General features: G+C 61.9%; 10 protein-coding genes. 8 read left to right on the top strand and 2 right to left on the bottom strand.

What is annotated here, in order from left to right:
- The first annotated feature begins 1 nt into the window (after position 1).
- The 7 genes from bcsB to I9H07_RS19510 are packed head-to-tail and all read left to right on the top strand — an operon-like array spanning position 2 to position 11,263.
- Entirely contained in the window at positions 2–2,257 is a 2,256-nt protein-coding gene (gene bcsB, locus I9H07_RS19540) for a cellulose biosynthesis cyclic di-GMP-binding regulatory protein BcsB (protein WP_236425265.1), read from the top strand.
- A 3-nt stretch (positions 2,258–2,260) separates the two neighbouring features.
- Positions 2,261–3,472, top strand: coding sequence for a cellulose synthase complex periplasmic endoglucanase BcsZ (gene bcsZ / locus I9H07_RS19535; protein WP_024672660.1), 1,212 nt, complete (start codon positions 2,261–2,263; stop codon positions 3,470–3,472).
- Positions 3,448–7,320 (top strand): cellulose biosynthesis protein BcsC, encoded by a 3,873-nt coding sequence (locus I9H07_RS19530; RefSeq protein WP_236427152.1) that lies wholly within the window; start codon positions 3,448–3,450, stop codon positions 7,318–7,320. Before bcsZ ends, I9H07_RS19530 begins: the two co-directional genes overlap by 25 nt.
- A gap of 15 nt (positions 7,321–7,335) precedes the next feature.
- Positions 7,336–8,001, top strand: coding sequence for an SGNH/GDSL hydrolase family protein (locus I9H07_RS19525; RefSeq protein WP_024672658.1), 666 nt, complete (start codon positions 7,336–7,338; stop codon positions 7,999–8,001).
- A complete protein-coding gene (locus tag I9H07_RS19520) occupies positions 7,998–8,672 on the top strand; it encodes an alginate O-acetyltransferase AlgF (protein ID WP_236425233.1) in 675 nt (224 codons plus the stop codon). The genes I9H07_RS19525 and I9H07_RS19520 overlap by 4 nt, the downstream gene beginning before the upstream one ends.
- An 18-nt stretch (positions 8,673–8,690) precedes the next feature.
- Complete coding sequence (locus tag I9H07_RS19515; protein WP_236425234.1) at positions 8,691–10,106, top strand: MBOAT family O-acyltransferase; 1,416 nt, start codon at positions 8,691–8,693, stop codon at positions 10,104–10,106.
- Between the two features lie 11 nt (positions 10,107–10,117).
- On the top strand, positions 10,118–11,263 hold the full coding sequence (locus I9H07_RS19510; RefSeq protein WP_236425235.1) for an alginate O-acetyltransferase AlgX-related protein: 1,146 nt from the start codon (positions 10,118–10,120) through the stop codon (positions 11,261–11,263).
- Between the two features lie 8 nt (positions 11,264–11,271).
- On the opposite strand, the gene I9H07_RS19505 is transcribed toward I9H07_RS19510, so the two are convergent.
- On the bottom strand, positions 11,272–11,733 hold the full coding sequence (locus I9H07_RS19505; protein WP_024672652.1) for an RES family NAD+ phosphorylase: 462 nt from the start codon (positions 11,731–11,733) through the stop codon (positions 11,272–11,274).
- Complete coding sequence (locus I9H07_RS19500; protein WP_058392655.1) at positions 11,730–12,179, bottom strand: DUF2384 domain-containing protein; 450 nt, start codon at positions 12,177–12,179, stop codon at positions 11,730–11,732. The genes I9H07_RS19505 and I9H07_RS19500 overlap by 4 nt, the downstream gene beginning before the upstream one ends.
- Positions 12,180–12,459: 280 nt before the next feature.
- Between I9H07_RS19500 and I9H07_RS19495 the strand changes: the two genes are divergently transcribed.
- Positions 12,460–13,464 (top strand): response regulator, encoded by a 1,005-nt coding sequence (locus I9H07_RS19495; RefSeq protein ID WP_024672651.1) that lies wholly within the window; start codon positions 12,460–12,462, stop codon positions 13,462–13,464.
- Positions 13,465–13,467 lie beyond the last annotated feature (3 nt).

The raw sequence follows: 13,467 nt of genomic DNA, 5'->3' as shown, positions 1-13,467 counted from the left end.
CATGACTAAACGGTATTTTCTCGGTGCCGAGCGGTTCGCCGTTCGCCGCTCATGGGCGCTGCTGGCCTGTGCGTTGTCCGTTCTCTCCACGGGTGGTGTTGCAGCAGCTGCTCCAACGGCAGCCACAACTGACGGTTACAGCGTGACGCTGCAGCAATTGGGGCGCAATTACCCGATGAACCTGCGCGGCGTCGACGCCACCGACAGCGTCAACTTCAACGTGCGTGCCGATCAGGTGGTGACCGGCGCAAGCCTGACCCTGAGCTACAGCTATTCACCGTCGCTGCTGTCAGATCTGTCGCAGATCAATGTCATGATCAACGACGAAGTGGCCGCGACCCTGCCGCTGCCCAAGGACGGCGCGGGCAAGCCGCAGACCCAGGTGATCGAGCTTCCTCCGCAAATGATCACCGAGTTCAACCGCCTGAGCCTGCAGTTCATCGGTCACTATACGATGAGCTGCGAAGACCCGAAGCACTCCAGTCTCTGGGCACGAATCAACAACGAAACGCGTCTGGATATACGCGTTACGCCCTTCGCATTACCGAACGATCTGTCGATTCTGCCGCTGCCGTTTTTCGACCGTCGTGATGACCGTGACGTGAGCCTGCCGGTGGTGATGGGCGCTGCTCCCGACAACGCCACGCTGGAAGCGGCGGGTGCGCTGGCCTCCTGGATCGGTGCAGCCAAGACCCGCTCGCGCATGGCCAGCTTCCCGGCGCATTTCAATGAGCTGCCGGCCAAAGGCAACGCGTTGGTACTGCTCACGGGCGACGGGCCGCTGCAACTCGGTGCGCTCACGATGCCAGCCCCCAAGGGCCCGAGCCTGACAATGGTGACCCACCCCAATGACCCGAACGGCAAACTGCTGGTCATTACCGGGCGCAATTCGGCCGAGCTCAAACGCGCGGTCAATGCACTGGTGGTCGGCGGGCAAAGCCTGGTCGGCAGCAGCGCACTGATCGAGCGTGTCGACATGCTCCAGCCACGCAAGCCCTACGACGCGCCGAACTGGTTGCCCAGTGATCGACCGATCAAGCTCGGCGAACTGATGCCTGCCAACAAACTGAATGTCTCCGGCTACGATCCCGGCGATATCACCATACCGTTGAACCTGCCGCCTGATCTGTTCAGCTGGCGCGAAGATGGCGTGCCGCTGAAACTCAAATACCGCTACACGCCACAGGAGCGTTCCAACAACTCGTCGATCATGGTCAGCCTCAACGACACCCTGATCAAGGCCGAGCCGCTGCCGTCCATTGATAACCTGAGCAATTCGATTCTGTCCCGCCTCACCGGTGGCAATGACTCGGTCAGCCGTGAAGCGCGCGTGTATCTGCCGCTCAACTCCGTGGCCCTGCAATCTCGCCTGCAACTGCGCTACATGTTCGATTACCTCAAGCAGGGCGAATGCGGCGACATCATCATCGATAACATGCGTGGCAGTATCGACCCGGAATCGACGCTGGATTTCAGCGGCTACGACCACTTCATGGCGATGCCGAACCTGGGCGTGTTCAAGGATTCGGGTTTTCCGTTTACCCGCATGGCAGACCTGTCGCAGACCGCCGTTGTGCTGGCTGACAAGCCAAGCGCGGCAGACATCAGTGCTTACCTGAATGTGCTGGGGCGTTTCGGTGAGTCGACCGGGTATCCGGCGACCGGCGTTGCAGTGATTCAGGCTGCGCAGATTTCCACTGCCGCCGACAAGGACATTCTGGTCATGTCCTCAGGCACTGATCAGCCGTTGCTCAAGCAATGGGCCGATCGCTTGCCAGCCTCCGGCAATGGGCAGCATCAGGGCTTCGAGCTTTCCGATCTTTCTTTCCGCCTGCGTGACTGGATGAGTCCGGACCCGGATGAAAACCAGCGCCGTGCCAAGGTCAAAATGGCCTTTTCCAGCGACGCACACAGTACATTCCTGGCCGGTTTCGAATCACCGTTGCAGAAAGGCCGCAGCGTTGTGCTGATCTCTGCCGGTCAGCCCGGCGGTCTTACCGATGTGGCCAAGGCGCTGGGCAGCAGTGACAAGGTGCAGGGCAGTCTGGTGGTGGTGCATGGCGATTCGGTCGATGCGCTGGTTGCCGAACAAACCTACTACGTCGGTGATCTTGGACCGCTCAAGCGCCTGCAGTGGCTGATGTCGCGCAACGTGCTATGGCTGTTGCTGGCCTTGGCCATTGGCGTGGTACTGGTCACCGGAGTTGCCTACCTGACGCTGCGTTCGCTGGCCAGACGTCGTCTGGAGCATGAATAAGCCATGCCGTTCTTAGCAATGAACCTGCGCCGTGCCGCAGGCTGGATGACCGGTCTGCTGGCATCGGCAACCCTGACGCCTGCGCTGGCCGCCGCCGCGTGCGACAGTCCGGCCTGGCCGTTCTGGCAAGACTATGCCACGCGTTACGTGCAGGCGGACGGGCGCATGCTGGAATCCAGCCTGCAAGCCAACCACAGCACCTCCGAAGGCCAGTCCTACGGCATGCTGTTCGCCCTGGTGGCCAATGACCGCGCGCGTTTCGACAAGCTTTGGACGTGGACGGTCGCGAACATGATGGGCGCCGAGCCCAAGACCCGATTGCCGGGCTGGCTATGGGGGCAGGGCGAGGATGGCAACTGGAAACTTCAGGATGCCAACTCAGCCTCGGATGCCGACCTGTGGATCATTTACGCGCTGCTGGAAGCCGCGCGTATCTGGCAGCACCCGGCGTATCGGAACGATGCGCTGGCGCTGCTCAAGACCGTCGAGTCGAGGCTGATCGTCAACTTGCCCGGGCTGGGCAAAATGCTCCTGCCCGGTCCTGAAGGTTTCGCGCAGCCTGATCACTTATGGCGTCTGAACCCCAGCTACCTGCCCATGCCGTTGTTACGGCGGCTGAGCAAGGAAGTGCCCAACGGCCCGTGGCGGGAAGTCGCCGACAACACCGCGAAGCTGATCGAGGCGTCGAGCCCGAAAGGCTTTATCGCTGACTGGGTAGGTTATCGCGGCACTTCGCCGAAAACCGGTCTGTTCGTGGTCGACCCGGCCACCAGCGAACTGGGCAGCTACGACGCCATTCGCGTCTACCTCTGGGCGGGCATGACGCCTGCCTCCGACCCGCTGGCTGCGCGCGTGCTGGCCCGTCTCGACGGGATGTCGAGCAGCACCGCTTCCAAAGGTGTGCCGCCGGAAAAAGTCCAGGTGACCAGTGGCACGAGCCAGGGCCGAGGGCCATTCGGGTATTCAGCTGCGCTGCTGCCGTATTTCCAGGCCAAGGGCCAGACCTGGCTGGTGGAACAGCAACAGCGCCGGGTTGAAAGCGGTGTCAGCAAGGCGCTCGCCCGCGATCCGAAAGACCGCACCGAACCGGCTTATTACAACCTTATGCTCAGCCTGTTTGCGTTGGGCTGGGTCGAAAAACGCTATCAGTTCCGTGAAGACGGAACCCTCACATTGTCCTGGGAGACGTCATGCCCGCGCGCCGCCATACGTTAGTCATCGGACTGGTTGCCGCTATCGCAGCCAGCGTCGCTCATGCTCAAGACAATGCTGTGGAGGCGCAGCTCATCGAGCAGGGCCAATACTGGCAGGCTCGCTCGAACGCTGCTCGCGCCACCGAGATCTGGCAGAAAGTACTGCAGATCGATCCCGATCAAATACAAGCCTTGTATGGCATGGGCTTGATCGGCGTCAGACAGAACACACCGCAACAGGCACAGACCTATCTGGCTCGGCTGAAATCACTGTCGCCGTTGCCTTGGCAAGCCGTGCAGCTGGAGCAGGACATTGCCCTGAGCCAGCCGCAGAATCAGGCGCTGCTCGATGAGGCCCGACGCCTGGCCGATGCCGGTGAGCGCGACAAGGCGACCGGCGTATTTCGCAAGCTGTTCAACGGCCGTTTGCCCGAAGGCAGTGTGGGGCGCGAGTATTACACCAACCTGGGCTTTAACAACGCAGACTGGCCCGAGGCGCGCAAAGGCTTTGAGCGCCTGATGCGGCAGAACCCGGACGACTCGATCCTGGCGCTGTTTTTTGCCAAGCACCTGGCGCGTCGCGAAGACAGTCGCGCCGAAGGTATCGCCGCATTGGCGCGCTTGAGCACTCATCCGGACATCGCTGGTGACGCCGATCAGAGCTGGCGCATGGCGCTGGTCTGGACCGGCCCGCCCACGGCGGCGCAGTGGCCGCTGTTCGACGCGTTTCTAAAGGTCCATCCCGATGATCAGGAAATTCGGGATCAGCTGAACAAGGGGCGCCAGCAGACAGCGGACAGCGCAGCCTCCGGCTGGCAGCAGGACTCACTGGTGGCGCGCGGGCTTAGGGCGCTGGAAAAGAATGATCATGCGGCAGCCGAGGACGCTTTTGTCGCGCGCCTGAAAATCAAGTCGGACGATGCCGATGCATTGGGCGGCCTGGGCGTGGTGCGTCAGCAACAGAATCGACTGTCGGAAGCCGAGCAACTGCTGGCCCGCGCCACTCGCCAGCCGGGCGGTGCGCGCTGGAAAAGCGCGTTAGAGAGCGTGCAGCTCTGGGCCTCGTTGCAACAGGCCCGCGATCTGCAGGCCAAGGGACAGACCGGCAAGGCTCAGGAATTGCTGGCTCAGGCCCAGCGGCAGAACCCCGACAGTATCGATGTGCGTTTGACCCAGGCCGATCTGCAGGCCCAGGCCGGTCAACTCGACGCAGCGCTGGCCGGCTACCGTCAGGTGCTGGCCACCCGGCGCGGTAACCCGCAAGCCGTGCGCGGCCTCATCAACGTGTTGGCGCAGAGCGGTCAGGCTGATGAAGCGCTGCGTATGCTCGACACCTTGTCGCCTGCCGAACAGGCAACACTGGGCAACAGCGACCGCTTCAAGGCGCTGCGTTCCACCCAAGTGGCGCGGCTGGCCGAGCAGCGCGGTGATGTCCGCGCCGCCCAGGCTGCCTTGAAAGAGGCCGTGAAGAATGATCCGGACAATGTCTGGACCCGCTTCGACCTGGCGCGTCTGTACCTCAAGACCGATGAGGCGCCCAAGGCCCGTGCGCTGATCGACGAATTGCTCAAGGCCCAGCCCAACAATATCGATGCGCTCTACACCAGCGCATTGCTTTCGGTGGAAATGGGCCGGTGGCAGGACGCACAGGCGACTTTTGCGCGCATTCCCGTGGATCAGCGAACGCCGGACATGAGGGCGCTGGCTGACGAGATCACCATGACGGTGCAGATCAATCTGGCCATCGGTATCGCCCGCCGCGGGCAGCGTCAGGAAGCGCTGGCGCTGCTTGATCGTCTGCAGCCGGTTGCCAGCAACAGCCCGGAGCGTCAACTCACGCTGGCCAGCGCTTACGTGGATGCGGGTGAAACGGAGCGTGGCCGGGATATGGCTCGCACCGCCATTGCCCAGGCCCCTGCGCCGTCGGCAGACCTGATGCTGCAATACGCCGGTCTGCTGCTCGCCGCGGGCGATGACGTGCAGGTCAATGCGATCCTGCGCAATGTGCAGGGCCAGCCGATGGGCGTAGCGACCCGCAAGCGTTTCGATGACGTGCTGTATCGATACCGCATTCGCCAGGCCGATCTGCTGCGTGAAGGTGGCGATCTGGCAGGCGCCTACAACACACTGGCACCCGCGTTGGCACAGCGTCCGGACGACATTCAGGCAGTGTCTGCCTTCGCCCGGATGTACACCGCCAAGGGGGAACATGGCAGAGCGTTCGAACTGTACAAACCGTTGTTGCAGCGCCAGCCCAATGATCCGCAAGTGCTGCTGGGCGCGGCCGATGCAGCGGTAAAGGCCCATGATTACGCATTCGCCGAAAAAGCGTTGGGCCAGCTTCGTACGCTGGAGCGTAACGACCCGCAGACCCTGACCGAAGCTGCGCGAATCTACCAGAGCATGGGGCAGACCGCAGCCGCGACCGAGCTGCTGCGCAAAGCCGTGGCCATCGAACAGAACGAAAAGCAGCGTGCGCTGGCGCAGGCTGGCACATCCACCCACGCGGCAGCCAACCCGTTCGCGGCCTCGGGCTCACGCCTGGCGGCCGTGTCGGCGATTCCGGCTCCTGCCCAGATGACACTCGGCGGTGGCGCGCCGGCCGAAACCGGCGCGCTGCGCGATACGGCTTATCCCGGTCAGGTGGCCGCTCAACAACCGCTGCCGGCCGGGCAAACACAGAGCGTGCGTGATAATCCGTTTCTCGCAACCGCCGATCGCGACCAGGCCAGTAGCGCGCAGCAGGCGCTTAATCGCATTCTGGAGCGGCGCAGCGGCTTCGTCACCCAAGGGCTGACCGTGCGCAGCAACAACAGCGAATCCGGCCTGAGCAAGCTCACGGTGGTCGAAGCCCCGCTTGAAATCAATGTTCCGGCCGGTGACAACCGGATTGCCGTGCGCGTCACGCCGGTGTCGTTGAATGCTGGCAGCGTAAAGTCCGGCTCGGGTTCCCGCTTCGGCGGCGGTACCAACGGCGCTGCGGGCTCGCAAAACGATAAGGGTGTCGGTCTGGCAGTGGCGTTCGAACGCCCCGAGGAAGGCCTCAAGGCTGACATCGGTACGACGCCGATGGGCTTCAAATACAGCACGGTCGCGGGGGGCGCGAGCGTCGACCGCCCGCTGGGTGACAACCCCGATCTGCGTTACGGCCTGAACGTGTCGCGGCGCCCGGTCACCGACAGCGTGACCTCGTTTGCCGGTTCCACTGACGCGCGCAGCGGCCTCTCCTGGGGCGGCGTCACGGCCAACGGCGGGCGTGGTCAGATCAGTTACGACGATCAGACGATCGGCGGCTATGGCTACGGCTCCTGGCACAAACTGGTCGGCACCAACGTGAAATCCAACACCCGCGGCGAAGTGGGCGCAGGCGTTTACTGGTACCTGCGCAATGCCGAGGACAGCAAGCTGACCGCCGGCCTCAGCGTGATGGGCATGAGCTACGCCAACGACCAGAGTTACTTCACCTACGGCCACGGTGGCTATTTCAGCCCGCAGAGCTTCTTTGCCATTGGCGTGCCGGTGATGTGGTCGCAGCGCACCGAGCGCTTCAGCTATCAGATCAAGAGTTCGGTCGGGGTCCAGCACTTCAAGCAGGACGGCGCCGAGTTCTTCCCCGACGACAGCAACCTGCAAGCCGCTTCCGGCCAGCGCTACGCAGGGCAGAGCAAAACCGGGCTGGGCTACAACCTGAGCGCGGCGGGTGAGTACAAGCTCAATTCCAGGCTGTTTCTGGGGGCCAACCTGGGCCTTGATAACGCTCGGGACTATCGCCAGTTCGGCGGCGCACTCTACCTGCGCTACATGTTCGAGGACATGACCGGCCCCATGGAACTGCCGGTCAGCCCTTACCGTTCACCTTATTCCAACTGATTTCTGGAGAATTCGATGCCTTCCGTTCTTGCCGGTATGACCCTTCTGGTCCTGGGAGAAAGCCACATGAGTCTGGCCGACCATCTGATGGAGCCGCTGCACGACAACCTGACCCGGCAAGGCGCCATCGTGCATTCGATTGGTGCCTGCGGGGCCAGTGCCGGTGACTGGCTGATCAGCAAGAAGGTCGATTGTGGCGCCGAGCAAACAGGCAACGGCAAGATTGTCATCAAGGGCCGCGACGCAACCACCACACCGATTGCCGAGCTGATCGCCGCCGACAAACCTGATCTGGTTGTCATCGTGATCGGCGACACCATGGCTTCCTACGACAAGCCTTCATTTCCCAAGGCCTGGGCGTGGCAGAACGTGACCAGCCTGACCAAGGCCATCGCGGCCACCGGCACCAAGTGCGCCTGGGTCGGCCCGGCGTGGGGCAAGGTCGGTGGCATGTATCAGAAGAACGATGCACGCACCCAACTGATGTCGCAGTTTCTGGCCAGCAACGTGGCGCCGTGCACCTATATTGATTCGCTGAGTTTTTCCAGCCCTGGGCAATGGATCACCACGGACGGCCAGCATTTTACGGTCGCCGGTTATAAGTCCTGGGGAACTGCAATTGGCGATGCACTGGGCAGATTACCGGTCACCAGCGTCAGCGCAGCAGGGGCCAAACAATGATTGCCGTGCGCCTGATGGCTGGCAGTGTTGCAGCCCTGTTGATCGGTTTTGAAGCTTATGCAGCCGATATCGCCCTGTATCCCACCGGGCCTGCGCAGGATTCGGCGTTCATTCGCTTCATCAATGCTGCCGCTGCGCCGCTGCAAGTGGTGGCCCGCGAAGGCCAGACACCGTTGCAGCTGGACATGACGAAGCCGGTCTCCCTGTTCTTCCCGGTGCAGGCCAGCAGCCCGGTAAAAGGCACGCTGATCAGCGCTGATAAAAAGCTGCCACTGGACATCAGTGTCGAGCCCGGCGAGTTCGCCACGGTCGTGGTCACGGCGCAGGCCGATGGCAGCTTAAAGCCTGTCACCGTTCGTGAGCAGCCGGATGACTTCAATGGTTTGAAGGCTTCACTGGCGTTCTTCAGCCTTGATGCCGGCTGCAGCGAGGCAAGCCTGCGCCCGGCCGGTCGCAGCGGCGACCTGTTCAAGGCGGTCCCGACCGGCACGTTGCAGCGTCGCTCAATCAATCCGGTGAGCCTGTCCGTGCAACTGGTCTGCGCTAACGCCATTGTCGGCGCGCCACTGGATCTGGGCGAACTCAAGGCCGGCGAGCGCTACAGCGTGTTGCTGGTGCCGTCCGCCACAGGTCCGCGCCTGTTGTCGGCCACGGACTCATTGTCCAACTGATCAGGCTCTGTCGTCGTTATGGTATTCGCCTCGCTCGAGTTTCTGATGGTGTTCCTGCCCGCTTTTTTGCTGGCCTACGCACTGAGCCCCGCGGCCTGGCGCAATGTCACGCTATTGATTGGCAGCTGGCTGTTCTACGGCTGGCTGAGCCCGTTGTTCCTGTCGCTGCACATGGTCCTGACGCTGGTGGCCTGGGTCGGCGGCTTGCTGATAGATCGGGCGCGGGAAGGCTCAAAGGGGCGAATTCGCCTGCTGGCAGCGTTGATCGTGCTCAACGTCGTTGTGCTGTGCTGGTACAAATACGCCAATATCGTGGCTGGCACCTGGAGTGAGCTGATCACGTACTACGGGGCAATGCCTCTGGAATGGCAGCGGGTGGCGCTGCCTGCCGGGCTTTCGTTCATTGTGTTGCAGGCCATTTCCTATCTGGTGGATGTTCACCGGCATACCGTGCCGGTCGAGCGCAGTTTCATCAATTACGCCACCTACATCTCAATGTTCGGCCATTCGATTGCCGGCCCGATCATTCGCTATGACTGGGTGCGCCGCGAGCTGGTGCAGCGCCATTTCAACCGCCAGAACTTCGCCTTGGGCGCACGGCGCTTCATGATCGGCATGAGCATGAAAGTATTGGTGGCCGATACGTTGTCGCCCTTGGTCGACGTAGCGTTTCACGTGCCGAACCCGTCGCTGGTGGATGCCTGGGTCGGCTGTCTGGCGTACTCGCTGCAGCTGTTTTTCGATTTCGCCGGGTACAGCGCCATGGCCATCGGTCTGGGGCTGATGCTGGGCTTTCACTTCCCGGAAAACTTCAACCGCCCGTATCTGGCCAGCAGCATTCAGGACTTCTGGCGGCGCTGGCATTTGTCACTGTCCAGCTGGCTGCGCGATTACTTGTACATCGCGCTGGGCGGTAATCGTCACGGCGTCTGGAACACCTATCGCAACCTGTTCCTGACCATGGCGATTGCCGGTCTGTGGCACGGCGGCGACAGCTGGAATTACCTGTTGTGGGGGGCGGCGCATGGCGTGGCGTTGTGCGTTGATCGCGCCTGGTCGCGTTCAAGCCTGCCCGCCATTCCCAAGCCCCTGGCGCACCTGCTGACGCTGCTGTTCGTGTGCCTGGCCTGGACGCTGTTCCGCGCGCCGGACTTCGCCACCGCAGTGACGATGTATGCCGGGCAGTTCGGTCAGCATGGTCTGGGCCTCGGCGATGCGCTGGCTGTCACCTTGCGTCCGGCGCACGGCATGGCGGCACTGCTGGGTGTGGCCTGTGTGCTCGCACCGTTAATGCAGATGCGCTGCGAACAGCGTTTTGGCACCCGGCCGGTGTTTGTCTGGGGAGCGGCACTGTGGCCGGTCGCCGGATTTCTGTTGTCGTTCGCGCTGATTGCCAGCCGCGAGACGGTTCCGTTTCTGTACTTTCAGTTTTGAGGGCGGTGCCCATGACCAGTCCGTCGGCAGTACCGCCGCACCCCGGCCAACTGGCCGTGCGCACCTGCAATGTGGCGGGTATTACGCTGGCAGTGTTCCTCGGCGTCGGCTTGCTGTCTTCCTGCATGCTGCTGCTCGGCGGAAAAGTGGAGCTGCTGCCGAAACCGCTTACCCTCGATGCAGCGCTGCACGGTGAAGTGACTCACAAACTGGCCAAACAGCTGTCCGGCACATTTCTGGCGCAGAAAGCTGCCGATATCGAACGAGGTGCTAGCTGGCTGCTGTTTCATGACACTGGCCCGCGTGTCCGTCAGGGCTGCCCTGGCTGGCTGTTCCTCACCGACGAATTCAAGCTCAATCGCAACGCTCAGGCCAATGCGCAACGCAAGGCTCAGGTGGTGATCGACATGCAGCGCAGCCTGAAAAAGCGCGGCATCGACCTGCTAATCGCCGTCGTACCGGACAAGAGCCGTATTGCCGCCCCGCAACTCTGCGGGCTCTACCGACCTGACGTGCTTCAGGCTCGTGTTGCACGCTGGGCCACTGATCTGAAAGCGGCTGGCGTCGACATCCTCGACCTCAGCGCACCCCTGCAATCGCTGGGTGAAACCGCGTACCTGCGCACTGACACGCACTGGAGTGAAGCAGGCGCCAGTGCGGCAGCCAGGTTGATTGCCGCACACGTTCAGCACGCCGGCATCAAGGCGACTCCGCAACGGCAGTTCCAGGTCAGCACTGCGCCGATGGCCGAGCGCCCTGGCGATCTGGTGCGCCTGGCCGGGCTCGACTGGCTGCCGCTGTCGTTGCAGCCCCCTCCACAAGATGTGGCGACCACGCAGATCAGCGAGCTTGCCGACGAAACGGCGGCGGGCGGCGATAACCTGGATGACCTGTTTGGCGACAGCAACCTGCCGAATGTCGCCCTCATCGGCACCTCGTTCTCGCGCAACTCGGGTTTTGTGGGCTTTCTGCAAAAGGAACTGGGCGCCCCGATCGGCAACTTCGCCAAGGACGGCGGCGAGTTCTCAGGCGCCGCGAACGCTTATTTCGACAACCCGGCATTCCGCCAGACACCGCCGAAACTGCTGATCTGGGAAATCCCCGAGAGGGACCTGCAAACGCCTTATGCAGTGATCAGTTCGTGGCCGGAGCGCTGATAGCCAGCTCACTTCAAGCGCGGGTCTACATCAAACTCCAGCGCTCTGGCCGCTGCTACAACGGTTCTGAATTCAGGATGCTGGACATTGAGCAGGTAGTTGCATTCGCGAGGAATGATGACGCTGGGTACGGCCAAGGCCAGGCTTTGACCCGATGCCAGCCAGGCGTCGCCGAACGAGGCCGTGGCGGGGGGCGCAGGTTCTTCGCGCCAGTCGGGTGGCAGGGTGTCGGGGCGCGCATTGAGGATCAGCTCTTCGGCGATCTGCAGTTCAAGCATCGTGTAATGCCGGGCCACGCTGGCGTTGTTCAGGTGCACCAGTATTTCCAGCAACGCGAGCGATTCGCTGCCGGCGCAGTAGACGCAAGCGTTGCCCTTGCTGTTCCAGCGTCCGCCATAGAGTTTGGCGCCTTCGCCGTCGAACGCTTGCGCCAGCCATTTGCGCTTTACCAGACGATAGAGCGCAATCACGCCACGACTCCGTGCTCCAGCCGGCCGATCAGGTCCAGCACTGCCTGGGCTTCGGCTGAGGTGGCAAGCATCTCCAGCGGTTTGCGATTGCCCAGCCCGTGTACCGGGTTCGCCAGCCACTGGCGGGTGCCTTCGGTGTCGTCTTCGAACAGGTCCAGTGCCGCTTTGTAGACCGCTGCCAGACGAAACAGGCGATCACTCTCTTCGGCATTGAAGCGCCGCACCTTGAGACGCCGCTGCAAGGTTGCCGGCGCGATGCCCAGATGTTCAGCCAGCGTCGAGCGATTCAGGTCGGTGTAGTTTGCCAGGCGCTCGAACACTTCATAGGGCAAACCGCTGTGCAAGGCCGTATGCAGGCGGGTGCCACGTGCCGGGATGCCCAGGTGCTGCCAGAAATCGTCTTGCCGGGGCAGGGCTGGATGGTAATCGCTGATAGGCAGAGACATGAGGCACCTCGCTGTTGAACTGAGGATCTATCGATTGATTGCTAATAAATCTATCACTTGATACTAAGCCTGTTTGATCGGCAGCGGTAGTGATCTGTAGCAACAGATATCGACTTAAATTACAGAAACTTCAAAGATCGCCGATTTAGGCTATAGGTTTAGTTTGAATGTTACCGATCGAGCGTTATAGGCTCAGGCCAGTCTCTTCTGAGAGTGCAGTCGAACGTATACGTGCTGTCCGCCACCGTCGGCCTGATTTTTCTGCAGTGAGAACCACACGATGTCCACGCTTGCGCTGTTGATATGTGACGACTCGAACATGGCGCGCAAGCAGCTGTTGCGTGCCTTGCCCGAAGATTGGGATGTGTCGGTCACGCTGGCTACCCAAGGCCAGGAAGGTCTGGAGGCCATACGCAAAGGGCAGGGCCAGGTCGTGTTGCTCGACCTGACCATGCCAGTGATGGACGGCTACCAGACGCTGGCGGCGATTCGTGCCGAAAACCTGGACGCCAAGGTGATTGTCGTGTCCGGCGACGTGCAGGACGAAGCGGTACGCCGGGTCATGGAACTAGGGGCGCTGGCGTTCCTGAAAAAGCCTGCCGACCCGGACGAGCTCAAAAGCACGCTGGACCGGCTCGGCCTGCTGGGCAAACCTGCCGTTGTGCCGGTTGCGTTGCCGGCGCTGAACAACACGGGCGGGGTGATCAGCTTTCAGGATGCCTTCCGCGAAACCATCAACGTTGCCATGGGCCGTGCTGCAGCATTGCTGGCCAAGGTGCTGGGGGTGTTCGTACAGCTGCCGGTGCCCAACGTGAACATGCTCGAAGTCGGCGAATTGCACATGGCACTGGCCGATGCGCACAGTGATCAGCGTCTGACGGCAGTGTGTCAGGGCTACATCGGTGGCGGTATTTCCGGTGAAGCGCTGCTGATTTTTCATGACTCGGATATTTCCGGCATCTCGCAACTGATGGGCGGCGATCACTCCGACAGTTCCGACATGGAGATGCTGCTCGACCTGTCGACCATCCTGATCGGTGCCTGCCTGAGCGGTATTGCCGAGCAAATCGACATCGCTTTTTCGCAAGGCCACCCGCAGTTGCTGGGCGCGCAGGGCGGAATCGATGAACTGATCCGCATCAATCAGCAGCGCTGGAAAAAGACCCTGGCGGTCGAAATCAGTTACAGCGTGGAAGGTCACAACCTGCATTTCGATCTGCTGATGCTGTTCACCGAAGATTCGGTCGAGCTGCTTACCAAAAAACTCGCCTACATGATGAGCTGACCC

Source organism: Pseudomonas syringae (assembly GCF_023278085.1).
Classification (GTDB): Bacteria; Pseudomonadota; Gammaproteobacteria; order Pseudomonadales; family Pseudomonadaceae; genus Aquipseudomonas; species Aquipseudomonas syringae_Q.
This window is presented reverse-complemented; position numbering and strand designations above follow the sequence as displayed.